The sequence below is a fragment of the Pseudomonas sp. A125 genome (assembly GCF_055409485.1).
This window is the reverse complement of record NZ_JBUZVP010000045.1, coordinates 1-22,162: the sequence shown is the minus strand read 5'-3', so window position 1 is coordinate 22,162 and position 22,162 is coordinate 1. Positions and strand designations below refer to the sequence as shown.

General features: G+C 63.6%; 21 protein-coding genes. 15 read left to right on the top strand and 6 right to left on the bottom strand.

Features of this window, described 5'->3' with window-relative positions; translation table 11 throughout:
• Positions 1–138: 138 nt before the first annotated feature.
• On the bottom strand, positions 139–903 hold the full coding sequence (locus tag ACZRN6_RS34230) for a tetratricopeptide repeat protein (protein WP_322146061.1): 765 nt from the start codon (positions 901–903) through the stop codon (positions 139–141).
• Between the two features lie 48 nt (positions 904–951).
• Between ACZRN6_RS34230 and ACZRN6_RS34225 the strand changes: the two genes are divergently transcribed.
• The 14 genes from ACZRN6_RS34225 to ACZRN6_RS34160 all read left to right on the top strand — a co-directional run bounded on the left by ACZRN6_RS34225 (position 952) and on the right by ACZRN6_RS34160 (position 10,763).
• Positions 952–1,518 (top strand): type III secretion protein, encoded by a 567-nt coding sequence (locus ACZRN6_RS34225; RefSeq protein ID WP_322146060.1) that lies wholly within the window; start codon positions 952–954, stop codon positions 1,516–1,518.
• Between the two features lie 31 nt (positions 1,519–1,549).
• On the top strand, positions 1,550–1,780 hold the full coding sequence (locus ACZRN6_RS34220) for a hypothetical protein (protein ID WP_177048583.1): 231 nt from the start codon (positions 1,550–1,552) through the stop codon (positions 1,778–1,780).
• 9 nt (positions 1,781–1,789) lie between these two features.
• The gene (locus ACZRN6_RS34215; protein ID WP_003208328.1) at positions 1,790–2,227 is read left to right on the top strand and encodes a hypothetical protein; all 438 of its coding nucleotides are present in this window, start codon (positions 1,790–1,792) and stop codon (positions 2,225–2,227) included.
• A 4-nt stretch (positions 2,228–2,231) separates the two neighbouring features.
• On the top strand, positions 2,232–3,014 hold the full coding sequence (gene sctJ / locus ACZRN6_RS34210) for a type III secretion system inner membrane ring lipoprotein SctJ (protein WP_464009868.1): 783 nt from the start codon (positions 2,232–2,234) through the stop codon (positions 3,012–3,014).
• Positions 3,011–3,628, top strand: a complete 618-nt coding sequence (locus ACZRN6_RS34205; RefSeq protein ID WP_464009867.1) for a type III secretion protein — start codon at positions 3,011–3,013, stop codon at positions 3,626–3,628. Before sctJ ends, ACZRN6_RS34205 begins: the two co-directional genes overlap by 4 nt.
• Entirely contained in the window at positions 3,621–4,199 is a 579-nt protein-coding gene (locus tag ACZRN6_RS34200) for a FliH/SctL family protein (protein WP_464009866.1), read from the top strand. The genes ACZRN6_RS34205 and ACZRN6_RS34200 overlap by 8 nt, the downstream gene beginning before the upstream one ends.
• Positions 4,196–5,518, top strand: coding sequence for a FliI/YscN family ATPase (locus ACZRN6_RS34195; RefSeq protein WP_464009865.1), 1,323 nt, complete (start codon positions 4,196–4,198; stop codon positions 5,516–5,518). Before ACZRN6_RS34200 ends, ACZRN6_RS34195 begins: the two co-directional genes overlap by 4 nt.
• Positions 5,519–5,708: 190 nt before the next feature.
• On the top strand, positions 5,709–6,158 hold the full coding sequence (locus ACZRN6_RS34190) for a hypothetical protein (protein WP_464009864.1): 450 nt from the start codon (positions 5,709–5,711) through the stop codon (positions 6,156–6,158).
• Positions 6,155–7,156: a type III secretion system cytoplasmic ring protein SctQ gene (gene sctQ, locus ACZRN6_RS34185; protein ID WP_322146054.1), complete on the top strand. Its 1,002-nt coding sequence runs from the start codon at positions 6,155–6,157 to the stop codon at positions 7,154–7,156. Before ACZRN6_RS34190 ends, sctQ begins: the two co-directional genes overlap by 4 nt.
• Entirely contained in the window at positions 7,153–7,806 is a 654-nt protein-coding gene (sctR, locus tag ACZRN6_RS34180; RefSeq protein ID WP_003208316.1) for a type III secretion system export apparatus subunit SctR, read from the top strand. Before sctQ ends, sctR begins: the two co-directional genes overlap by 4 nt.
• A gap of 10 nt (positions 7,807–7,816) precedes the next feature.
• Positions 7,817–8,086, top strand: coding sequence for a type III secretion system export apparatus subunit SctS (gene sctS / locus ACZRN6_RS34175; RefSeq protein ID WP_003208314.1), 270 nt, complete (start codon positions 7,817–7,819; stop codon positions 8,084–8,086).
• 6 nt (positions 8,087–8,092) lie between these two features.
• Positions 8,093–8,905: a type III secretion system export apparatus subunit SctT gene (gene sctT, locus ACZRN6_RS34170; RefSeq protein ID WP_003208312.1), complete on the top strand. Its 813-nt coding sequence runs from the start codon at positions 8,093–8,095 to the stop codon at positions 8,903–8,905.
• A gap of 3 nt (positions 8,906–8,908) precedes the next feature.
• Positions 8,909–9,955 (top strand): EscU/YscU/HrcU family type III secretion system export apparatus switch protein, encoded by a 1,047-nt coding sequence (locus ACZRN6_RS34165; protein WP_322146053.1) that lies wholly within the window; start codon positions 8,909–8,911, stop codon positions 9,953–9,955.
• A gap of 349 nt (positions 9,956–10,304) precedes the next feature.
• Positions 10,305–10,763 carry an REP-associated tyrosine transposase gene (locus ACZRN6_RS34160; RefSeq protein WP_464009863.1) on the top strand — a complete coding sequence of 153 codons (459 nt, stop codon included), beginning with the start codon at positions 10,305–10,307 and terminating at the stop codon, positions 10,761–10,763.
• 357 nt (positions 10,764–11,120) lie between these two features.
• On the opposite strand, the gene ACZRN6_RS34155 is transcribed toward ACZRN6_RS34160, so the two are convergent.
• From ACZRN6_RS34155 to ACZRN6_RS34135, 5 genes are all read right to left on the bottom strand, one after another.
• Positions 11,121–14,594 (bottom strand): hypothetical protein, encoded by a 3,474-nt coding sequence (locus ACZRN6_RS34155; RefSeq protein ID WP_464009862.1) that lies wholly within the window; start codon positions 14,592–14,594, stop codon positions 11,121–11,123.
• Between the two features lie 143 nt (positions 14,595–14,737).
• The gene (locus ACZRN6_RS34150) at positions 14,738–15,880 is read right to left on the bottom strand and encodes an LLM class flavin-dependent oxidoreductase (protein WP_464009861.1); all 1,143 of its coding nucleotides are present in this window, start codon (positions 15,878–15,880) and stop codon (positions 14,738–14,740) included.
• Entirely contained in the window at positions 15,870–16,862 is a 993-nt protein-coding gene (locus ACZRN6_RS34145; protein WP_464009860.1) for an LLM class flavin-dependent oxidoreductase, read from the bottom strand. Before ACZRN6_RS34145 ends, ACZRN6_RS34150 begins: the two co-directional genes overlap by 11 nt.
• 27 nt (positions 16,863–16,889) lie before the next feature.
• Positions 16,890–18,233, bottom strand: coding sequence for an LLM class flavin-dependent oxidoreductase (locus ACZRN6_RS34140; RefSeq protein WP_464009859.1), 1,344 nt, complete (start codon positions 18,231–18,233; stop codon positions 16,890–16,892).
• Between the two features lie 58 nt (positions 18,234–18,291).
• Positions 18,292–20,730: a TonB-dependent receptor plug domain-containing protein gene (locus ACZRN6_RS34135; protein WP_464009858.1), complete on the bottom strand. Its 2,439-nt coding sequence runs from the start codon at positions 20,728–20,730 to the stop codon at positions 18,292–18,294.
• A 306-nt stretch (positions 20,731–21,036) separates the two neighbouring features.
• Here ACZRN6_RS34135 and ACZRN6_RS34130 point away from each other — a divergent pair, with 306 nt between their 5' ends.
• Positions 21,037–22,029, top strand: a complete 993-nt coding sequence (locus tag ACZRN6_RS34130; RefSeq protein ID WP_322146046.1) for a P1 family peptidase — start codon at positions 21,037–21,039, stop codon at positions 22,027–22,029.
• The last annotated feature ends 133 nt before the right edge of the window (positions 22,030–22,162 follow it).

The window sequence follows — 22,162 nt, the reverse complement described above, 5'->3', positions numbered from 1 at the left end:
CCCGGCGCGGCTAAATCGGCATCCTTGCCGATTTACCCGCTACACCGTGCCTGCTTGCGGCCATCGTGGTTGACGGGGCCTGATAGATCAAAAGCAAGATCAAAAGCAGGGCAACAGCAAGATCAAAAGCTGTTGGGTTTAGTGCGTGTCCACCAGCCCCAACTCCCGCGCCTGCGCAACTGGGTCGCTGATGGCTTTGATGCGGTTGGCTTCTGCAACCAGCCGTACTCGTTCAGCCGTCGGGATGTCGTCCAGCGGCAGGCTGGCAACCCGTTGTTCGTAACCCGCCAATACCAGCACCAGCAGTTCATTACGCTGATGCCGTGGCAGCGCGCGGGGCGATTGGGTGACCGGGGCGATGGTGTCCAGCGCCTGTTGCGACTGACCGCCCAGGGCGTACGCCAGGGCCAGGTTGCAGCGGCTGTCGAGGTCGTCGGGTTGCAGGCTCAGGCTTTTGGCGAAGGCGGTTTGTGCCGCGACGGCCTGGCCATTCAGCACTTGAGCAATGCCCAGCCGGGTGTAGGCCTCCGGCGTGTGGCTGGCCTCTGCAGCTTGCCCCAGGGCCGTCACGGCGCGTTGGGTTTTGCCCAGTCGCAGTTGTGCGGTGCCCAGCCCCAGCAAGGCGTCGGCGTTGTGGGCCTCGAGGCCAAGGGCTTGTTGGAAGGCGCGTTCGGCACCCAGCGCATCGTTGCCGTCGAGCCGCGCCTGGCCGAGTTTGAGCCACAGGTCGATGCCGGCGCCCGGTTGCTGGGCCGCACGCTCATACAGCGCCGCCGCGCTGGCGTAGTCGCCGCGTTTGTTCAGGTCGTTGGCCAGTTTCACCGAGCGGTCGGTATCGCTCGGCGCAGTGCTGGTACAGGCAGCCAGCAACAGGCTGGCGGCAAGCAAAAAGTGTTTGGTCATCGTCACAACTCGTTGGGCGAAGGCGGACGCCATGTAAGCATATTTTCCATGGCGCTCCTATGTCTGTCGGTGCTGTTTGGTGCCTCGCTCGCCCACGCCGACGAGGAGCCCGAGTGGTTCGCCAAACCCTACGCCTACGTGTTGGTAGACCAGGACGTGCGCGCCGCCCTCGAAGAGTTCGGCCACAACCTCGACGTCCCGCTGGTGCTCTCCGACAAGGTGCGCGGCAAGGCCCGCAGCACCGTGCGTGCGGCCACTGCCGGGGAGTTTCTGCAAATGCTGTGCAGCACCAACGGCCTGACCTGGTACTTCGACGGCAACCTGCTGTACCTCAACGCCAGTGACGAAATCACCACCAAATTGTTCAAGGCCAGCGCCCTGAACCTGGACCAGTTGCAGGCCTATTTGAACAACCTCGATGTGTTCGGCCAGCAGTTGTCGATGCGCAACGGCCCGGAGGGCGATGAAGTATTCGTGTCCGGGCCGCCGCCGTACCTGGCGCTGGTCCAGCAGCATGTGGATCACCTGCAGCCCAAGGCCGCCGCGCCCGTCGTGGCGCGCGAGCAGGGCGTGCGAGTGTTTCGCGGCGCCCAGGTGAGCACCGAGACCCCTTGATTCACCCCAACCCCAGCAAAGGAGCATGACCATGTCCGTAACCGCCGTAGACAGCAACCTCGCCCCCGGTGGCGCCAGCCCTGAAGCCAAGTTCAACGCCGCGGTGGATAACGCCAAGAGCGCCGACAAACCGGAGATGACCGACGCCGAATTCACCGATGCCCTGATCACCCAGGCGGTCACCATCGGCGGCCAGTTCATCATCATGCCCAAGGCGCAGGAAATGCTGAATGACGCCTTGTCCGATGACGACGAAGAGTAGGGCGCACCCATGACCATCAGTCTCGCTGCCAGCGCCACGGCCTTGCCGCCGTCCGCCGGCGCGGGGCCCGCGGGGGCCTCGCAGAATCTGTTCGAGCACATGGCCAACACGGCCAAGGGCATGCCCGAGGGCGCCAGCCCCCATCAGATCGGCTCGGGCCTGATGGAGCGCCTGAACAGTTTTATCGACCGCTCCCGGACCTTTTCCGAGCGCGCCGACTTGCTCACCAATAACCCGTCGGCGCCGCCCCAAGTGGCCGCTGCGGATATCCGCACCTCGGGTGCCTCGCCCACCGCCGAACCGGGCAAGAAAGTCGCCGAGCAACAGGTCGACCAGATCGTCCATTCACTGGGCAAGATGTTCGATTACTCCATCGAAACCCAGATGGTGGTGCGCGGTGCGACGCAGATTTCCGGTTCCGCCAACACGCTGCTCAAGGGTCAATAACGCCATGCCAAGCCCGAATCGTGCCCTGCGCCTGCTGCTGATCGGCATGCTCGCCAGCCTCTTGCAGGCCTGCGACATGGACCTCTACACCAACCTCAGCGAGCGCGACGCCAACGCCATGGTCGCGGTGCTGCTGCGCGACGGTATCCCGGCGACGCGCAAGGTGCAGGACAACGGCCAGCTCAAAGTGGTGGTCGACGAACAGCGCTTCGCCGAAGCCATGACCCTGCTGGACAACGCCGGCCTGCCGCAGCAGAGCTTTTCCAACATGGGCGAGGTGTTCAAGGGTAACGGCCTGGTGTCGTCCCCGGTGCAGGAGCGGGCGCAGATGATCTACGCCTTGAGCGAAGAGCTGTCGCATTCGGTGTCGCAGATCGACGGCATCGTCTCGGCACGGGTGCACGTGGTGCTGCCGGACAATGACCTGCTCAAGCGGGTGATTTCGCCGTCGTCGGCCTCGGTGCTGGTGCGCTACGACCCGGGCACCGACATCAACACCCTGATCCCGCAGATCAAGACCCTGGTGGCCAACGGTATTTCCGGCCTGAGCTATGACGGCGTCTCGGTGACGGCGATCAAGGCCGCCGTGTCCATCAGCCAGAACCCGGCGCAACCACGGCTGGCGAGCTTCATGGGCCTGTGGTTGCTGGAAGACAACCTCAACCAGGCGCGGTTGCTGTTCGGCGGTTTACTGCTGCTGGCCCTTGGCGCGTGCGGCGTGCTGGCCCGTCAACAGTGGGCGCGACGCCAGTCCCAGGCGTTGTATGTGCTCAAGGAGGGTGAATGAGCCTGGTTGAGCGTTGGCAGGGCTTGATCGCCCAGCCGTTGCAGTTTGTGCGCCAGCAGAGCCTTGGCGAGTGTTTCGGCGAAAGCCTGCCGGCCGAGGTGCTGCAAGCCCTGCATGGGCAGCCGCGTTTCCGGCCGCGGCTGGAACAGTTGCTGGCCAGCCATTATCAACTGGCGCCGCTGGCGCATCTGGTGACGCCGCCCGCCGCTGATTTGCCGGTGCTGCTGCTGAACCCGGCGCAATTTCAGCGCCTGCCCAGGCTGTGTGGGGCGATCTGGCATGCCTCGACCCTGAGCCGGGAGATTCGCCGCGAAGTGGTCAATGAACTGCGCGAAGGCCTGGGTCAGGAAGCGTTCACGCTGGCCCTGGCCAACCGGCAGTTGGGCGGTGCCGCAGACCTGCTGCGCGAGCCCACCGAGTTGATCGACGCCATCGACCGCGACGGCCTCACCTGTGTCGCCGCCTGGCTGCAAGCCCAGCCCGTCGAGTTGCAAGGTTGGCTGTCACTGCGGTTTGTCGCACCCAAGGGTTATAGCGGGCGCTTGCCCCGTGACCTGGAAATCGTCCAGACCGTTGCCGCCCGGTTGCTCGCCGAGGAGCTTGCCCATGAGTGAATTACCCAGCCGTCCTGCCGCGCGGATCTTGCGTGCCGAAGAAGCGGCGTTGTGGACCGATGGCTTTGCCTTTGTGCAAGCCGCCAGGGACCATGCCGAGCAAATCAAGGCCGACAGCGACCAGTGGCTGCACACCGCCCGCGCCGAAGGCTTTGAAAGTGCGCGACGGGAAGGCGCCGAACAAGTCGCGCGACTGCTGCTGGAGACCCAGGCCCAAGTCCAGCAGTACCTGGCCGGGCTTGAAGCATCGCTGGCAGACCTGGCCCTTGGCATTGTGCGCGAAGTGCTCGGCGAACTGGATGACACTGACCGCGTAGTGCGCTGCACCCGCCAGGCCTTGAGCGCGTTTCGCCAGGGCCAGGCCTTGACCTTGTGGGTGCCGCCCGCCGAAGTGAATGCCTTGCGCCAACCGTTGCTCAAGGATGGCATCGCCGTAGAGGCCGACGCGCAACTGAGTGCCGGCCAGGCACGCCTGAGCAGCCCGGCGGGTTCGGTTGAGCTGGGGCTGGACGCGCAACTGCACACCCTGCGCCGCAGCCTGTTGCCCTTCGCCGAAGAGGGCATGGCATGAACCTCAATCACCTGCTGCCGCGTCTCACCGAGCGGCTGTCCCAGGCCCGCCTGCGCCCGATGCAGGGCACCGTGTTGAGTATTCGCGGGGTGTTGTTGCGGGCCAGTGTGGCGGGCGCGAGTATTGGTGAGCTGTGCCACCTGCGCGACCCGGTCAGTGGTCGCAGCCTTAGCGCCGAGGTGATTGGTTTCGATGGCGACGAAGCGATCCTGTCGCCCATCGGCTCCATGGAAGGCTTGTCGACCCGTACGCAAATCATCGCCACCGGCGAAAGCCTCGGTGTGGCGGTGGGCGATGCGCAACTGGGGCGGGTGATCAGCCCCATGGGCGAGTTTCTCGACGGTGACGGCCTGCCGCCGACCCTGAACTTGCAGACCTACCCCTTGCATGCCGAGCCGCCGGCGCCGTTTTCCCGGCAATTGATCGTGCGTTCCATGGCCCTGGGCATTCGCTCCATCGACGGCCTGTTGACCCTCGCCCAAGGCCAGCGCATGGGCATCTTCGGCGAACCCGGCGTGGGCAAGTCCTCGTTGTTGGCGAGCATTATCCGCAACAGCGAGGCCGATGTGATTGTGATCGGCCTGATCGGCGAGCGGGGCCGGGAAGTGCGCGAACTACTGGACGTGCAACTGGACGACCAGGCCCGCGCGCGTACCGTGGCGGTAGTCGCCACCTCCGACCGCCCGGCCGCCGAGCGGGTGCGCGCGGCATTTGTCGCCACCACCCTGGCCGAGTACCACCGCGACCAGGGCCGCAACGTGCTGCTGCTCATGGACAGCCTCACACGGTTTGCCCGCGCCCAGCGCGAGATCGGCCTGGCGGTGGGTGAGCCGCCGACACGGCGTGGTTATCCGCCGTCTTTTTTTGCCACCTTGCCCAAACTGCTGGAGCGCGCCGGCCCCGGTCCCACCGGCAGCATCACCGCGCTGTACACCGTGCTTACCGAGGGCGACTCCGCCAGTGACCCGGTGGCCGAGGAAGCGCGCTCGATCCTCGACGGGCATATCGCCCTCAGCGCCGAATTGGCCCAGCGCAACTACTTCCCGGCGGTAGACGTACTGCGCAGTCGCAGCCGGTTGATGGAGCAGGTGGCCGGTGAAGAACACAAACGTCTGGCAATGCGCATCCGTGAATTGATGGCGCGCTACGGCGAGATCGAAATGCTGATCCGCGTCGGCGAATACTCCGCCGGCAGCGACCCGCTGGCCGACGAAGCAATCACCCGCCATGGCGCCATCGAAGCCTTCCTGCGCCAGAACGCCGACGAGCCGAGCAGCCCCGAACACACCTTGATCCGCATGCGCCAGGTGCTGGCATGAGCCCGAAAGCGCAGCAAGATCCAGTGTGGGAGCTGTCGAGCTTTAGCGAGCCTGCGATGGCGTCAGCGCAGCCGACATTGATGTTACCTGACCCACCGCTTTCGCAGCCTCGCCGGGGCTCGACAGCTCCCACATTCGATCTGCATGCACTCAGCGAGTGTGGTGTTGGTATGACGATGGAGAAAACCTTATGAAGACCGAACAACTGCGCACCCTGCAAACCCTGCGGGTGCTGCGCGAGCAACGGGCAGCCAGCCAGTTGGCGGCGCAACAGCAGCGCTGCGTGCAAACCCATGGCGCCCTGACCGACGCGAAGGAACAACTGCGCCTGCACCGCGAAGCGATCGCCCATGAAGCCGGCCAGATCTACGCCTCGCTGACCGAAGGCCTGTCGGTGGCCAGTTGGCAGGCGGCCCAGGATCGCCTGCGGGGCTTGTCCGACGATGAGCAACTGCTCGAGGGCGACGTCAGCCACGTATCCCATACCCTGCGAACCCAGGAGCGCGAGCGTGAGCTGTTCCGCCAGGAACGCCTGAGCCGCCAACGCCAGTCCGACGCCTGGCAAAGCCTGCTGGAGGGGCGCGAAAACAATGAACGGGTGGCCGGCGAACTGCGTGAAGAACAAGGGCTCGGCACATGATCGTAGCCCTTGCCGACCCATTGGCGCCGTGGCTGGAACACTACGACCCGGCGCTGCTCACGGTACATAACCAACTGCATCGCCGGCGCCACGCGTGGCAGGGTCGCTGCGCCGGGCAGGATTTGCGCGTCGCCTGGGCTGCCGGTCCCCAACCGCTGAAAACGCCCCGCGATGTGCAGTTGTTGCTCGGGCAATCGCCAGTGCGCCTGCGTCTGTCAGCCGCCGCCCTGGAGCAGGTGCTGGTGCCGTTGGCGTTGCAGTTCGATGCGCAAGTACTGCCGTCATTGCCGCGCTCGTTGCTGCTTGAATTGGCCGTGCTGGACCTGATCGAGCGCCTTGAACCGTTGCTCGGCCATCCGGTGCAATTGCTTGAAACCAGCGCAGACCCGCGCCCTTACCCCGTGCACCTGGCGCTGACCCTGACCTTTGGCAACAACCCTCCAATGGCTGCCCAACTGGACCTCAGCGAAAGCGCCGCGTTGCTGGTGGCGCAGCTGCTGGAGCAGCACGGCCGCGTTGAAGCCGACCCGTTGCCCGCGCTGCGCCAGACCCTCTCGGTACTTACCGGGCAGCAATGGCTGACCCTTGGCGAATTGCGCAGCTTGCAGCCCGGCGATGTGCTGATGCTCGAACCCGGCAGCGGCTTGCTGCTGGACCTTGAGGGCCGCCTGCAAGCCCGCTGCCAGCGCGATGGCTCGTCGCTGCAGCTACAGGAACCTTTGAAATCGCCCCTTCTGGACATGGAGAACACAATGACTGACGTCGATGCCGCCGCGGCCCTGGACGATTTGCCCCTCAAGCTGGTGTGCCAGGTCGGCAGCCTGGAACTGACCCTGGCGCAACTGCGGGAGCTGGGCGCGGGCAGCTTGCTGCAACTCAATACCCCAACCGTGGATGGCGTCGACTTGATGGTCAACGGCCGTCGCGTCGGTCAGGGCCAACTGGTGAAAATCGGTGACGGCCTGGGCGTGCGCCTGCTGAGTTTCGCCACCCCATGACCGGTTATCAGCCGAACCTGATCGAGATCATCCTGGTGGTCGCCACCATCGGGTTGATCCCGTTGGCGGTGGTGACCCTCACCGGCTTCATGAAAATCTCGGTGGTGCTGTTCCTGATCCGCAACGCCCTGGGCGTGCAGCAGACGCCGCCGAACCTGGTGCTGTACGGCATCGCGTTGATTCTGTCGGTGTACGTCACCACGCCGTTGATTGGCGACATGTACCGCCAGGTGGAAGGGCGCGACCTCAACATTGAACATGTCGAGCAACTCAAGGACCTCGGCGACGCTTTGCGCCCACCGTTGCAGGCGCACCTGGCACGGTTTGCCAACGAGTCCGAGCGCGGCTTTTTTGTGCAGGCCACCGAGACTATCTGGTCGCCGGAAGCCCGTGCCGACCTGCGGGATGACGACCTGGTGGTGCTGATCCCGGCGTTTGTCAGTTCGGAGCTGACCCGGGCCTTCGAGATCGGGTTCCTGCTGTACATCCCGTTCCTGGTGGTGGACTTGCTGGTGTCCAACGTGTTGATGGCGATGGGCATGTCGATGGTCTCGCCGAACCTGATTTCGATCCCGCTGAAAATCTTCCTGTTCGTGTCATTGAGCGGCTGGTCGCGCCTGATGCACGGTTTGATTCTGAGTTACGGCTGAGGCACGACCCATGGGCCAGGACGTTTTCCTGTCATTGATGAAACAGGCACTGATGACCGTGCTGATGCTCTCCGCGCCGGCATTGGGGGTGGCGATCATCGTCGGCTTGAGCGTGGGCCTGTTCCAGGCGCTGACGCAGATCCAGGACCAGACCCTGCCCCAGGTGGTGAAGCTGGTGGCGGTGTTGCTGACCATCGTATTCCTGGGTCCGGTGCTCGCCGGGCAAGTGGCGGAACTCGGCAGCCAGGTGCTGGACAATTTCCCCTTGTGGACGCGCTGACTGCCCATGGATGCCAGCCTTACCGCGCAGTTTCTGGAAGTCGCCTACCCGGTGATCAGCTCGGCCTCGCTGGCGGCCTGCCGGGCCATGGGCGTGGTGGTGATCACCCCGGCGTTCAACCGCCTCGGGCTTACCGGAATGATTCGGGGGTGCGTGGCCGTGGCCATTTCAATTCCGATGTTCATGCCGGTGTTCGACGCCATGACCTCGATGCCCAACCACGGCAGCCTGTTTATCGCCGGGTTGCTGATCAAGGAGTTCCTGATCGGCATCTTGATCGGCCTGCTGTTCGGCATACCGTTCTGGGCGGCGGAAGTGGCGGGGGAGTTGATCGACCTGCAGCGCGGCTCGACCATGGCGCAACTGGTAGACCCGCTGTCTACCGGCGAGTCGAGTGTGATGTCGACCTTGCTGACGGTGATGTTGATCACGCTGTTCTTCATGTCCGGCGGTTTTATCCTGATGGTCGACGGCTATTACCACAGCTACCAGCTATGGCCGGTCACCGCGTTTACCCCGGTGTTTGCCAGCTCGGCGCTGTTGGCGGTGCTGTCTATTCTCGACCAGATCATGCGCGTCGGGGTGCTGATGGTCTCGCCGCTGATCATCTCGCTGCTGGTCACCGACCTGATGTTGGCGTACCTGTCGCGCATGGCGCCGAACCTGCATATTTTTGACCTGTCGTTGCCGGTGAAAAACCTGTTTTTCTCGATCCTGATGGTGATCTACATCGGCTTCCTGATTCCGTTGATGCTCGACCAACTGGCGGAGTTTCGCGGTACCGTCGAACTGCTGAAAACCCTGGCGGGCATGGAGTAGCGCATGGGCGATACCAGCGAAGAAAAATCCCAGCCGGCCACGGACAAAAAGCTCAAGGACGCGCGCCAAAAGGGCCAGGTTGCCAAGAGCCAGGACCTGGTCTCGGGCATGGTCATCCTGTTTTGTACCCTGTGCATCTCCATCCTTGCGCCACGGGCCCAGGCCCAGGTCACGGCGCTGATCGACCTCACTGCACAGATCTACATCGAGCCCTTCGCCACGGTGTGGCCACGGGTGTTGGACCATGCCGAGCAACTGGTGATCGGCATTACGCTGCCGGTGATGGCGGTGACCACCGGGGTGGTGATTTTGACCAACATCATCACCATGCGCGGCTTTGTGTTTTCCGTGGAACCGATCAAGCCCGAGTTCAAGCGCATCAACCCGGCTGAAGGCTTCAAGAAGCTGTTTGCCCTGCGCAACTTTGTGGAGTTCATCAAGGGCCTGATCAAGGTGCATGTGCTGGCCGTGGCGTTCTACGTAGTGGGGCGGCATGCGTTACAGGCGTTGATGGAGTCTTCGCGATGTGGCGCCGGGTGTATCGAGTCGACGTTTTTCCTGGTGCTCAAGCCGCTGGTGTTTACCGTACTCGCCGCCTTCATCCTGGTGGGTGGGGTAGACGTGTTGATGCAGCGCTGGCTGTTTGGCCGTGACATGAAAATGACCCGTAGCGAGACCAAGCGCGAGCGCAAGGACATTGATGGCGACCCGCTGATCAAAAGCGAACGGCGGCGCCAGCGCCAGGAGATGCAGGCTTTGGCCACCAAACTGGGGTTGGGCCGGGCGTCGATGATGATCGGCACCACCGAGGGCTGGGTGATTGGCGTGCGCTATGTGCGTGGGGAAACACCGGTGCCGGTGGTGGTGTGCCGCGCTTCACCGGAGGAGGCGTTGGGGATGTTGCAGGAGGCGTTTGACCTCGGGATACCGCAGGCGCCGGACAAGGGCCTGGCGGAGACGATTGCCAGGAAGACCGTACCGGGCGATCCTGTGCCGGATGCTGCGTTTCAGGCGGTGGCGGATTGGTTGGTGGCGGCGCGGTTAATCTGAGCACCACATCTTGTGTTGATTGGCCGTTGTGATGAGCAGGGATTGTTGTGGTGAGCGGGGCTGTTGTGGTGAGCGGGCTTGTTGTGGTGAGCCGGGGCTGTTGTGGTGAGCGGGCTTGCCCCGCGCTGGGCTGCGAAGCAGCCCCAAAGGAGACTCCGCTGTTCTTGATGGGGCTGCTTCGCAGCCCAGCGCGGGGCAAGCCCGCTCACTACAGAAAGCCTGTTCAGAGGCAGGGTTCAGCTCAATGAAATCACCTATCAGATATATTCAGTCACCAAGTGGCGCTGGCTCACGGGCAACCGCACGCTAGGGTTAATGCTCTTTAGGAGCCTTTTCCTGGAGCAATGGAATGCGTCCCACCCCCCAATCTCATCGCCTGCGCCAAGGCCGTTATTCAGAGCCCGGACGCAGCTATCTCATCACCATCGTCGTCCATCACCGGCAGCGGCTGTTCGACGATTTATTCCTCGGCCGTCTCCTGGTTGCCGAGTTCCGGCAGGCTCAAGAGTCGGGATTGGTCGAGTCCCTGGCCTGGGTGATCATGCCCGATCATATTCATTGGTTGTTCGAGCTGAAGCAAAAAACCTTGGCCGACGTAGTACGCCGTACCAAGTCCCGCAGCACGTTAACCATTAATCGGCGCCGTCATAGCAAAGAGCGGGTTTGGCAGCCGGGCTATCACGATAGGGCCGTGCGGGTGGAGGATGACATTCGCAAAATGGCTCGCTATATCATCGCCAATCCACTGCGAGCCGGGTTGGTTGAGCGGGTAGGCGACTACTCGCTGTGGGATGCCTGCTGGATCTGATGCTTGGTATCAGGATTGTGGTCGATGGGGCTGCTGTGGTGAGTGGGGCTGTTGTGGTGAGCGGGCTTGCTGTGGTGAGCCGGCTGCTGTGGTGAGCCGGGCTGTTGTGGTGAGCGGGCTTGCCCCGCGCTGGGCTGCGAAGCGGCCCCAAAAACCAAACACCCCAATCTTTCTGGAGACATGCGTTGTTCTTGATGGGGCTGCTTCGCAGCCCAGCGCGGGGCAAGCCCGCTCACCACAACAGCCCGGCTCACCACAGCAGCCGGCTCACCACAGCGGCCCGGCTCACCACAACAGCCCGGCTCACCACAGCCATTGCACTGGGACATTCTATCTTCCAGGTGTCAGTAGCTTAGGTCAGGGCTTGTCCACATCGTGGTATTCACCCCCATACCCATCCCCCACCCGCCAGATGATGTCGTGGTTCTCGTTGGTCCATTCCGACGGTTTGAGCGAGTACTTGTAGTCCTCCGAATTATTGTTATTTCCATCCCCGATAAAGTCCGGGTGATCGCGCCGATGATCGCCCCCACGAATGCTCGAGCGCGCGTCCCATTCTTCCTTGCGAAAATCAAAAATGCTCTGGTCCTGTGGCGCATCCCGTTGGCCCCAGTCAGACAGGTAGGTCTGCAACCACACATATGCCTCATCCCCGTTGGGCTTGAGCAACCCGTCCTGCTTGAAGTCCTGAATCTGGTTCCAGTTCTGCATCGAGATCTTGTGCAGTTTGTGCGACTGCACGGTGCTCAGAATCGCCCCGACAAACGACAGCGCGCCCGAAATCAAGAAGCCTACCGGCCCCAGGAACGGGATGATTCGCCCGGTCACTCCCAGCGTGCCCAGTACGCCGCCCGCGGCGCCCACCAGGCTGCTGACACCACCGGCCATGGACAGTGAACCCGAGGCGATTTTCACCGGGTCTTTCTCGCGCACACCATCACGCAAGGTGAACGCCGCCTGGACCACGCTGATCACGCCGCCCGCCACGTCGGTGGCCATGCCGATCACCTTGATCGCGCTGCTGGCGAACTTGGCGCCGAAACCTGCGCCCGCCACGCCGCCACGGCTGGCAATGCCTTTTTCGATACCTTCCTGGACCTTTTTCGCGCCTTCGTCGCTCCAGCCACCGCTGTTGAGCGCCTTGCCCACGTCCTTGCCGTCGTCCATGGCCTGGTCGACGATGTCGAAGTATTTCTTCTGTATCGCCTCGGCGTCCTTGGGCAGGGCGTGGTAACCCTCGCCGGGCTTGGCCCACAGGTCGGGCAGGGAGCGGTCGAAGCCCATCAGTTTGTAGGCGTTGGTGCCGCGCAACTTGTCGTAGACCTTCAAGCCCAGCGTGGCGAAGTGCGAGCCGGTGCCCAAGAAGCCCAGGAAGTCATTGGCGATGCCCAGGCGTTTCATCGGCGTATCCGCCAGCTTGCCGCCTTGCCCGGCCAGTTGGTAGACGATACGGCCCATGCCGATCGCGCCGCCTACCGAGCCGAGTACGCCGTTGTCCTTGAGGAAGTTGAGGTTCTTCGTGAAGGCACTGCGGTTCTCTTCGCTGAGGCCCGGCATGATCTCCTTGCTCACGGCCTTGTCGATGTCACTGAAGCTGATCACGCCGTTCTTTTGCCAGGTGTCGCCGAGGGAAATCATCGCCTTGCCGAAGTCGGCGGCGGCATTTTTGTCCTTGAGCAGTTGGTCGACGAACTTCGAATACACCCCCAGTGCCTGGCGCGGCAGGCCGTCGGCGCTGCCCTTGAGCATCGACAGGATCGCCATGGTGTTGTCGGTGGTGGCCAGCGCAGTGTTGTCGTCAGAGATCTTGGTGGGGTCGTCCATCAGCTTTTCAACGGCGTCGGTGTAGCCGTCGATTTGCAGGTTTTGCAGGAAGTTGTCGGCCTTGGCCGGGTCGATATCCGCCAGGGCGGTGTAGGCGGTCTGGATTTCCTGGGTGGCCAGTTCGGTCTTGCCACTGTCTTGCAGGGACTTGATGTACCGGGTGAAGTTCTCCGAGGAGGTGCTGTCGATCAGCTTCTGTTTGGTCTCATCGACCTTGGCCTGGCCGCCGTCGACCTTGCCCAGGGCCGCGTCGTGGTTGGCCTTGATGTCGTGCTGGATGGTCGAGTCGCCGAGCAGGTCGTTGATGGTCTGGTCGATGGCCTTGGTGTCGAAGATGTTGTCGCGCACATCCCGCGAGGTCACGTCGATGGGCGTGGTGGCGATGCCCTGGTTGCCAAAACCGTGCTCGGGAATGATCGACATGCCATTGTCGGCCATGCTCTTGGCTTCCACCGCCCGCAGGAACTTGGCGCGCGGGTCGTCCTTGCCGATGCTGCCGTCCTTGACCCCGGCGCGGTAGCTGTCCACCAGGGTTTTCATCGACAGGTCCTGCACCGAGAGCGGGTTGCCGCTTTCGTCTTTCTCGGTGGTGGTCAGGTTGTCGACAGACACGTCCTTGAGGGGCGGCAGGCCGTTGTCGGTGCGCAGCTTGTCGACGTCGGTGGTCTGCGCTGCGATGTCGCTGCGGTAGCCGCAAATCTGTTCGAACATCTGCGGGTTGCTGTCTTCCGACACCACGATTTTCTCTTCGCTGCCGCCGGGCTTGTGCTGGGTGAAGGCGATCAGGCCGGGGCCATAATCACCGGCACCGCCCACGCTCATGATGTCTTCAGTGGAGGCCAGGTACGCGTCCGGGGCGGCGAGGGTGTAGCCGTCGCCCTTGGCCTTTTCGATACCGGCCAGGGTTTGGCCCTTGGTGGTGTAGGCGGCGAAGGCCTCAGGGGTGATGTCCTTGGACACCACCAGCAGTTTACCGTCGGCCTGGTTGACCACCAGGATCGCGTCCATGGGCGCGTCGACCTTGCTGATGTCGCCCAGCTTCAAGCTGGCCTCGTCCTTGCGCAGCAGTTCCTGGCCGGGCAGGGACTGGGCGTTCTTGATGTAGTCGAAGGCCTGGGAACCTTCGCTGGCGTGCACGGCGTGGAGGAAGTTGTAGAAGGTGCCGCCGGCGTTGGGGTTGGGGTTGCTCAGGTCGGCGCCGGGTTGTGGCAGGTCGGCTTCGGACTTGCTGATCGCATACTTGTGGCCCTGGTGTTCGAACAGGATCACCCCGGCAGCAGTGTCTTCGGACACGACTTTCAACTGACTGAAATCCAGGTCTCCAGGCAGGCTGGTGACTGCTTCATACCCCTTGGTCTTGCCGTCATTCAAGGCCTGCTTGGTTACCCCGGCCTGGGTGTAGGTGCTGAACGCCTGCGGCGTGAGCAGTTCGGAGATGACCAGGGTCTTGCCGTTTTCCAGGCTGACCTTGAGGATGCCGTCTTGGGCCTTGCCCACCGATTTGATATTGGCCAGGCGCACACCGTCGCCGTCCTCGCGCAGCAGTTGCTGGTCGGGGTTTTTCAGGCTTTCGCGAATCGCCTTGCCGGCCGGGGTGCCCTGGGTTTCGGCCAAGGTCTGGAGGAAGGTGTAGAGCGGGGTGCCTTCGTTGGGGCCGCCCTGGTTGACGGGGGCCACGGCATGCCCGAAGCGCAGGTTTTTCAACACGTCGAAACCGTCCTGGGCGTTGGCCGCCCCCTCGGCGCTGATCTTGTATTTGGCACCGTCCTGTTCGAAGTAGATCACCCCGGCGTCCTTGTCTTCGCCGATGACCTTGAGCGTATCGATGTCGAGCTTGGCCGGCAGGGCGGTGACTTCCTTGTAGTCCTCGGGCTTGACGGTTTTGTCGCCCGGGCCGCTACTGGCAAGGATTCTGGCTTTGTTCAGGACTGCGTCGAAGGCGCGCTCGGGCGCGTTGGTGGGTGGGGCGATGCGGGGGGAGGCGGGTTTTTCGGGACGGGTGATCATTGGTTCAGTCCATGTGAAGGGGCGCACGAGGACTCGATACTAGGGGCTGGCTGGGGGTTGAAACGGGTTTGTTGGCAACAAGTCACAAGCTTTCACAGGTGTGAAACGCGGTGGCCCAAGCGGGTACCGAAGTACCCGTGACCTCACGCCCGGCCCACCTCGGCGGCGCGCCCGGCGGCGCCAATCCTGCGCAACAGCGGCAACAGCTCGGCGCCCACATGAATCGACTCTTCCAGGTGCGGGAAACCCGACAGGATAAAGCTGTCCACCCCCAACTGGTGGTACTCCTCGATTCGCTCCGCCACCCGCTCATAACTGCCCACCAGCGCAGTGCCGGCGCCGCCACGCACCAGGCCCACTCCGGCCCACAGGTTGGCTGAAACCTCCAGCTCGCGCGCGCCGCGTCCACGGCCTTTCATCAACTCGGTCTGGCGGTTCTGGCCCACCGACTCGTACCTGGCCATTTGCCGTTGAGCCTGGTCGATGGCGTCCTTGGGGATTTCTTCCAGCAACCGTTCCACATGGGCCCAGGCCGCTTCGTCCGTGCGATCGGCGAAGAGGTGCAGGCGCAGGCCAAAGCGCAAGGTGCGGTCCCGGGCGGCGGCCAGTTCGCGCATGCGCAAAATACGTTCGGCGATCATCATTGGTGGTTCACACCACATCAGGTAAGTTTGCCCATGGGCGGCACCGACCTGTTCAGCCGCCTCCGATGCCCCCCCAAAATAGATCGCCGGCACTTGCGCGCCCGGCGCAACGGGCGTGCTGATGCCACTGCGGTAGTAACGCCCCGGGTGCGTTGGCTGCTCTGCGGCCCACACTGCCTGGAACACCTGCAAAAACTCCGCAGTACGCGCATAACGCTCATCGTGTTCGAGAAAGTCCCCCAACGAACGCTGCTCAAAACGGCTGGATCCCGTCACCACATGCAACGCCAGGCGATTCTCGCTGAGCAACTGCAAGGTCGCTGCGCGGTGGGCCGTGTAGGCGGGCAGCTCCATGCCGGGGCGCAAGGTGAGGAGGAATTTCAGCCGCCGCACTTCCTGGGCGAGCACCGCGGTAATCAGCCACGGGTCTTCGAAACCGCTGGCGGTGGGCACCATGATCCCGTCGAATCCCGCCTGTTCGGTGGCCCGCACGATCTGGCGCAGGTAGTCGAGGGTCGGTGCGCGTTCGCCTTGCTGGAACAGCCCGACCTTGGGCAAGCCGCTGCTGGTGAGATGGCGGCCGTCGCCATTGGTGGGCAGGAACCAGTCGAGCTGGATCGGTGGGCGAACGTCAGTGTTCATGGTGCAGGCGCTCCTTGCGCAGGCCGTGTTGAAAAAGCAGCGGCAGGACTTGTTCTCCGAAGCGCAGCACCTCGCTGACCGCCGGGCCGCCTTGCAGGATGATGTGGCCAAGGCCCAGGCCGTGCAGTTCCTGCAGGCGCGTAGCGATTTGATGGGGCGTGCCCACCAGGATCAGCGGTTGGCCGGGATGCAATTGCAAAAGGTTAGGGTGGACCTCCCACTGACGCAGCGGATGACGGTCGCGGGGCACGGTGGCGACGCTGGGGCGGGGCACGTGCTGGGCCGGCAGCAGGGCGGCGGCGGTTTCCCAGGCCAGGTCCTCGCTGTCGCCGATGATCAGGCCGAAGGTACAGGCAAAGGCCAGGCTCGGTTGGTGCTGGTGCCAGCGTTGTATTTCCTGGGCCAGCCACTGTGGATGCCCGGGCCGCAACAAGCAGACCTGGGCGTGTCCGGCCACCAGCGCATGGCTTTGGCTGTCGTCCAGCACCAGGGGCGGCGCGGGCAGTTCGCGGCGGGCGACGCCGGCGTTTTCCAGTTGGAAATAGCGGCCCTGATAATCCAGGCCGCCGTCATTCGGTGCCAGCAACTGCTGGAGGATCTCCAGGTACTCGCCGATGCGTTCGCTGCGCTGGTCGCGGTTCAGCCATTCGCCAAACGCGCTGCGCAGGCTGCCTTGTTCGCCGTCGGGCAAGTGCAGGCGCACCCGGTGGCTGCTGATCGATTGCAGGCTTTGCAGGGTGGTGGCCAGGGCGGCCGGCAGCATGACTTCCGGCGGCACGCTGACCGACAACTGCACCCGCCGGGTATGCGCGCACAACGCCGCCGCCACCCCGAGGCTGTCGGCACACAGCGCGCCGCCGGGGATCCACAGGCCGTCGATGCCGGCGTATTCCACGGCCTGGGCCAGCTGAATCCACTGCCCCGGCTGCGCCGCCCAGTCGGGCGTACACAGGGGCATCAACCAACTGAACTCAAGGGGCATACACGGGCTCCATGTCGAAGAACTTGGTCATCCTACTCTCGTCCCCCCTTGGGTAAAACGGTTGCCGGGGCGCGGCAGTCCGAGGCTTTCGCGCAGGGTGGTGCCTTCGTATTCAGTGCGGAACAACCCGCGTTGCTGCAGCAGTGGAATCACCTGGTCGACAAACAGGTCGATGGCACCCGGGAAGTACGGGAAGAACACATTAAACCCGTCGCAGGCACGGGCCTCGAACCACTGCTCGAAGAAGTCGGCGATGTCTTCGGCGGTGCCGATCACCGGGTTGCCGGCGGTCAGGTGCAGGTACAGCTGGCGAATGCTCAGGTTCTGGCTGCGGGCCAGTTCCAGCAGTTTGTCACGACGGCTGCCGCGCTGGCCCACCGGGGTTTCCGGCAGCGGGCCGTCGAGGTCATGGCCCGACAGGTCGATGTCATCACCCAAGGTGTCGGCCAGGAAACGCAGGCCCAGCACCGGGTCTACCAAGGCCTGGAACTCGTCGAACAGCGCCTGGGCCTGTTCGCGGGTTTCACCGATAAACGGGGTGACGCCGGGCAGGATCTTGATGTGGTCGGGGTCACGGCCAAACGCAGTGGCGCGTTGCTTGATGTCTTGATAGAACGCCTGGGCACCGGGCAGGTCATGGTTGACCGCAAAAATCAGTTCGGCGACGCGGGCAGCGAGTGCCTTGCCCGGTTCCGACGCACCGGCCTGTACCAGCACCGGATGGCCTTGGGGCGGGCGAGCGACGTTAAGTGGGCCGCGTACGGAAAAATGTTCGCCGCGATGGTTCAGGGTGTGCAGTTTGGCCGGGTCGAAATATTCCCCGCTGGCCTTGTCGCGGGTGAAGGCGTCGTCGTCCCAGCTGTCCCACAGGCCCTTGACCACATCGTGGAATTCTTCGGCACGCTGGTAGCGGTCGCCATGGTCGATATGGGTTTCGCGGCCGAAGTTCCAGGCTTCATCCGAGACCACCGAGGTCACCAGGTTCCAGGCCGCGCGACCTTTGGACAGGTGGTCGAGGGAGGCGAACTTGCGGGCGATATGGTACGGCTCGTTGTAGCTGGTGGTGGCGGTGGCGATCAGGCCGATATTGCGCGTGACGGCTGCCAGCGCGGCCATCAGGGTCAAGGGTTCGAAGTGTTCGGCGCGGGCGGTGCGGCTCAGGGCGTCGTGATGATGCCCCCACAGTGCGACCACATCGGCAACGAACAGGGCGTCGAATTTGCCGCGCTCGGCGGTTTGCGCGATGTGTTTGAAGTGCTCGAAATCCAGGCTGGCATCGGCCTGTGCCAGCGGGTGGCGCCAGGCGGATACGTGGTGGCCGCTGTTGGCCAGGAAGGCCCCCAGTTTGAGTTGATCGGTACGTCGTGTCATGGACAGGCTCCCGTAAAAGGTCAGGCGCGGGGCTGGTGAGCCGGCCCCGCGGGCGGGGTCAGAAGTTGTACGTCACGCCGGTGTACCAGTAGCCACCGGTGGTGCCGTAAGGCGAAAAGGTGCCGTACGGGAAGCCGCCGGAGCTGCTCACCAGGTCGGTGCGTTTCGGGTACTTGTTGAACAGGTTGTTCGCGCCGGCATTCAGGGTCACGGCCTTGGTCAGGTGGTAGTCGATGTTCAGGTCGGTGATCCAGGTTGGCGAGAAGCTGCGGTCGTAGATCTCGGCGGTGCCGTACTCGGTGTAGGAGCCGTAGCGGGTGAGGTTCAGGCTGGTTTCAAGTTTGTTGTAGGCCCAGGTGGTGCCCAGCAGCAGTTTGGATTGCGGCAAGCCGTACTTGAGGTTGCCCTGGCGCTGGCGGTCATAGCCACCGTCCGGGCCGAGGGCCTGGGCGGCCACGGCCGAGGCGTGGATCGAGTCGATCTGGGTGGTGTTCCAGTTGAACCCTGCGCTGTATTTCAGGTTGCCATAGGCACCGATGTCCTGGCGGTAGTCGCCCACCAGGTCGACGCCACGGGTGGTGGTGTCGAGGGCGTTGGTGAAGTAGGTCACCGCCTGGTTCGGGTTGAGCCCGGCTGCGGCGAGGATCGCGCTGATTTGCGGGGTGCCGCCCAGGTAGCCGGTCTGGGCGATGCGGTCCTTGATCACGATCTGGTAGGCATCCAGGGTGATGTTGGTGTTGTCGGTGGGTTGCAGGGTCAGCCCGAGGCTGTAGTTGGTCGACTTTTCAGGCTTGAGGGTGGTCGCGCCCAGCGCCTTGGCCACGTCGGAATTCACCGCGACGTTGCGGTAGTCGAACAGCTGGCCGTTGACGCTGGTTTGCGAGGTGGAGCTGTAGATCTGCTGGGCCAAAGACGGCGCACGGAACCCGGTGCTGAAGGTACCGCGCACGGCCAGGATCGGTGTCAGCTGGTAGCGGGTGGAGAACTTGCCGTTGGTGGTGGTGCCCGAGCCATCGTTGTAGTGCTCGTAGCGCCCGGCGAGGTCCACGTGCCATTTGTCGGTAAAGTCCTGGCCTATCTCGCCATAGCCGGCAACGCTGGTGCGGCCTTTTTCGGCGGCGTCGGCCGGGGTGGTACCGGCACCGGAGATGGTCCCGGGGGCAATCGGCGCGCCGTTGGCTCCGACATCAAACGGGCCGTTGGCGTAGGAGGCGAGGTCGCCCTTGCCGATCTTGTAGCTCTCGTAGCGCTGTTCCAGGCCCCAGGAAATCTGCGTCGGCTTGTACAGCCCAAGGTCAAACGCGCGGGTCAGGTCAAGGTTGTTGGTCCACTGGCTGAAGGTTTTTACGCCGGTGTCCACCGAGGTCGGCGAATTCGGTCCGTAGCTCAGGTTGTAGGTGTCGGTAAGCGTGGCTTGGGCATGGTCCTGGCCATAGGTGGTGGACAGGTCATAGTCCCAGTCGGCAACTTTGCCTTTGCCGCCGGCGGCCACCTGGAAGTCATTTTCAATGAAGCGCAGGTTGTCTTCGATACCTTCGGGGTAGGGCGTCTGGATACCGTTGAAACTGCCCGGCTGGTGGAAGGCCAGGGGTTTTTCCGAGTTGCGGTGGGTGTAGGTAGAGAACGAATACAGGGTCAGGTCATCACTCACCGGCAACTCGGCGTTGTAACCCAGGCTGAAGTTCTTGGCCTCGGGCAAGCCGGTGCCGTAGTAGGTGTGGCGCTGGCTGGTATTGCCGGCGCTGTCGGTGTACGGCGCTGCGTCGGAACGGTCCGAGACGTTCTGTTTTTTCACGTCCAGAGCAAGGTTGATAAAGCCGTCATTGGGCAGCGCGAGGCCAACGTTGCCGGTCTGGCGCACGGTTTCGCCGTCGCCGTTTTCATAGTTCTGGCCGTAGGTGGTGGACACACTGCCGCCGTGGTCGGTTTGCTTGAGCACGATGTTGATCACGCCGCCGATGGCGTCCGACCCATACTGCGCCGAGGCACCGTCACGCAGGACTTCGATGTGATCCACCAGGGCGGTGGGGATCATGTCCAGGTCCACCGGTTGCGAGCCGGAGTTAAGGGAGGTGGCGTTGTTCAGCAGCGCGCTGTTGTGGCGGCGCTTGCCGTTGACCAGCACCAGCACCTGGTCGCCGTTCAGGCCGCGCAGGCTGATGGGGCGCACGATGGAGGTCGAACCGAAGCCCGACGAGGCTGGCTGGTTGAGCGACGGCAGCACCTTGCTCAAGGCGCGGGTCAGGTCGCCCTGGCCGGTGGCGAGCAGTTGCTTGGAGGAAATCACATCCACCGGTGCCGGGCTCTCGGCCAAGGTGCGGGCCTGACCGCGGTTGCCGATCACCACGACGGTGTCCAGGGGGTTGTCGCTGGCCGGTGCGTCGGCGGCGAGGGTCAGGCTGCTGTAGCTGGCGGCCTCGCACACGGCGAGGAACAACAGGGTATGGGCGAAGGCCTTGCCGGGTTGGCGGCGGCCTGCGGCGCGTGATGAATTCATGATGTGCAGCACTCCAGTGTGGTTAGGCGACGAGCCTTGTTCGAGGTCGGCTTGTTGAGTTCAAGCTCTGGTGGAGGCAGGAGAGCAAAGGCTGTGCCATCGCTGAAAAGACTTGGATAACAAGGAGTTGCCAGTCGGCTGGGGCAATGGTTGGTGTTTTTCTAACAGGCGCGAGGGCAGGCTGTTGGTTTTTGTGCAGCGGATTTTTGCGCGAGTTATCCGGCGTACTGTGGGGCTGGGGAGCGTCTCCTTGGCACAGCCCTTGCTCTTCCCACGGCATACCTGAACCCAAGGAAGCTTTTCTGTATGCCTAGACCCGGCCCGCGTAACGCCCTCACTGATATTCCCGGCCTTGAGGTTGGCCACGCTACAGACCTGCACGCCGATACCGGCGTTACGGTGATCCGCCCCGATGGTTTCTGGACGGCCAGTATCGACATTCGCGGCGGTGGCCCGGGCGGTCGTGAAACCGCGGCGCTGGAGCCGGAGAACATGGTCGGACAGCTTCACGCCCTGGTGTTTGCCGGAGGTTCGGTGTTTGGCCTGGGGGCCGCGGATGCGGTGGCGGCGAAGTTGTCCCAGGACCAGGTTGGGCTGCATTTGAAACCGGGTGCGCCGGCGATACCTATTGTGCCGGCGGCGGTGTTGCATGATTTGGCCAATGGCGGTGACAAGGATTGGGGCCTGGAGCCGCCGTATCGGCGGTTGGGGTTCGAGGCATTGGCCAATGCCGGTGCGGACTTTGAGCTGGGTTCTGTCGGGGCTGGGCGTGGGGCGATGGCTGGGGTTTTGAAAGGTGGGCTGGGTACGGCGTCCCTGGATCTGGGCGACGGGTTGGTCGTGGCCGCCTTGGTCGTGGCCAACCCGATTGGGTCGGTCTACATGCCTGATGGCGAGACGTTCTGGGCCTGGCCTTGGGAGGTGGCGGGGGAGTTTGGTGGGGCGCGGCCGGTGACGGAGATGGATTGCAGTGATCCGATGCCGGAGTTGTCGCGGCTGGATTCCATGGGGCGCCTGCAAGCGGGGGCCAATACCACGCTGGTCGTGGTGGCGAGTACGGCGCGGTTGACGGTTGCCGAGTGCAAGCGGGTGGCGATTATGGCCCAGGACGGGATTGCCCGCGCGGTGCGGCCGGCGCATTTGCCGTTTGATGGGGATACGGTGTTTGCGTTGGCCTCGGGGGCGGTGGAGGTGACGGACGGGCCTCGGCGGCAGGTGGAAATAGGGCGGATTGGGTCGGCGGCGGCTGATTGTGTGGCCCGGTCGATTGCTCGGGGGGTGTTTGCTGCGCGGGGTTAGGGTTGGGTGTATATCCGTTATTTAGGTAACGGCGGCTATTGGTTCCGCTCTTACAGCGGGTCACTTTTGAAAAGCGCAAAAGTAACCAAAACGCTCTGCCCCGCCTGTCGGCACCTCGCCTAGGCTCGGTGTG

Excerpts from the sequence above, each read along its gene's own strand:
- sctS (WP_003208314.1), top strand. The coding sequence starts at position 7,817 with ATGGGCCAGGACGTTTTCCTGTCATTGATGAAACAGGCACTGATGACC.
- ACZRN6_RS34190 (WP_464009864.1), top strand. The coding sequence starts at position 5,709 with ATGAAGACCGAACAACTGCGCACCCTGCAAACCCTGCGGGTGCTGCGC.
- ACZRN6_RS34165 (WP_322146053.1), top strand. The coding sequence starts at position 8,909 with ATGGGCGATACCAGCGAAGAAAAATCCCAGCCGGCCACGGACAAAAAG.
- ACZRN6_RS34150 (WP_464009861.1), bottom strand. The coding sequence starts at position 15,880 with ATGAACACTGACGTTCGCCCACCGATCCAGCTCGACTGGTTCCTGCCC.
- ACZRN6_RS34230 (WP_322146061.1), bottom strand. The coding sequence starts at position 903 with ATGACCAAACACTTTTTGCTTGCCGCCAGCCTGTTGCTGGCTGCCTGT.
- ACZRN6_RS34140 (WP_464009859.1), bottom strand. The coding sequence starts at position 18,233 with ATGACACGACGTACCGATCAACTCAAACTGGGGGCCTTCCTGGCCAAC.
- sctT (WP_003208312.1), top strand. The coding sequence starts at position 8,093 with ATGGATGCCAGCCTTACCGCGCAGTTTCTGGAAGTCGCCTACCCGGTG.
- ACZRN6_RS34200 (WP_464009866.1), top strand. The coding sequence starts at position 3,621 with ATGAGTGAATTACCCAGCCGTCCTGCCGCGCGGATCTTGCGTGCCGAA.
- ACZRN6_RS34195 (WP_464009865.1), top strand. The coding sequence starts at position 4,196 with ATGAACCTCAATCACCTGCTGCCGCGTCTCACCGAGCGGCTGTCCCAG.
- ACZRN6_RS34135 (WP_464009858.1), bottom strand. The coding sequence starts at position 20,730 with ATGAATTCATCACGCGCCGCAGGCCGCCGCCAACCCGGCAAGGCCTTC.
- sctR (WP_003208316.1), top strand. The coding sequence starts at position 7,153 with ATGACCGGTTATCAGCCGAACCTGATCGAGATCATCCTGGTGGTCGCC.
- sctJ (WP_464009868.1), top strand. The coding sequence starts at position 2,232 with ATGCCAAGCCCGAATCGTGCCCTGCGCCTGCTGCTGATCGGCATGCTC.
- sctQ (WP_322146054.1), top strand. The coding sequence starts at position 6,155 with ATGATCGTAGCCCTTGCCGACCCATTGGCGCCGTGGCTGGAACACTAC.
- ACZRN6_RS34160 (WP_464009863.1), top strand. The coding sequence starts at position 10,305 with ATGCGTCCCACCCCCCAATCTCATCGCCTGCGCCAAGGCCGTTATTCA.
- ACZRN6_RS34205 (WP_464009867.1), top strand. The coding sequence starts at position 3,011 with ATGAGCCTGGTTGAGCGTTGGCAGGGCTTGATCGCCCAGCCGTTGCAG.
- ACZRN6_RS34155 (WP_464009862.1), bottom strand. The coding sequence starts at position 14,594 with ATGATCACCCGTCCCGAAAAACCCGCCTCCCCCCGCATCGCCCCACCC.
- ACZRN6_RS34220 (WP_177048583.1), top strand. The coding sequence starts at position 1,550 with ATGTCCGTAACCGCCGTAGACAGCAACCTCGCCCCCGGTGGCGCCAGC.
- ACZRN6_RS34130 (WP_322146046.1), top strand. The coding sequence starts at position 21,037 with ATGCCTAGACCCGGCCCGCGTAACGCCCTCACTGATATTCCCGGCCTT.
- ACZRN6_RS34225 (WP_322146060.1), top strand. The coding sequence starts at position 952 with ATGGCGCTCCTATGTCTGTCGGTGCTGTTTGGTGCCTCGCTCGCCCAC.
- ACZRN6_RS34215 (WP_003208328.1), top strand. The coding sequence starts at position 1,790 with ATGACCATCAGTCTCGCTGCCAGCGCCACGGCCTTGCCGCCGTCCGCC.
- ACZRN6_RS34145 (WP_464009860.1), bottom strand. The coding sequence starts at position 16,862 with ATGCCCCTTGAGTTCAGTTGGTTGATGCCCCTGTGTACGCCCGACTGG.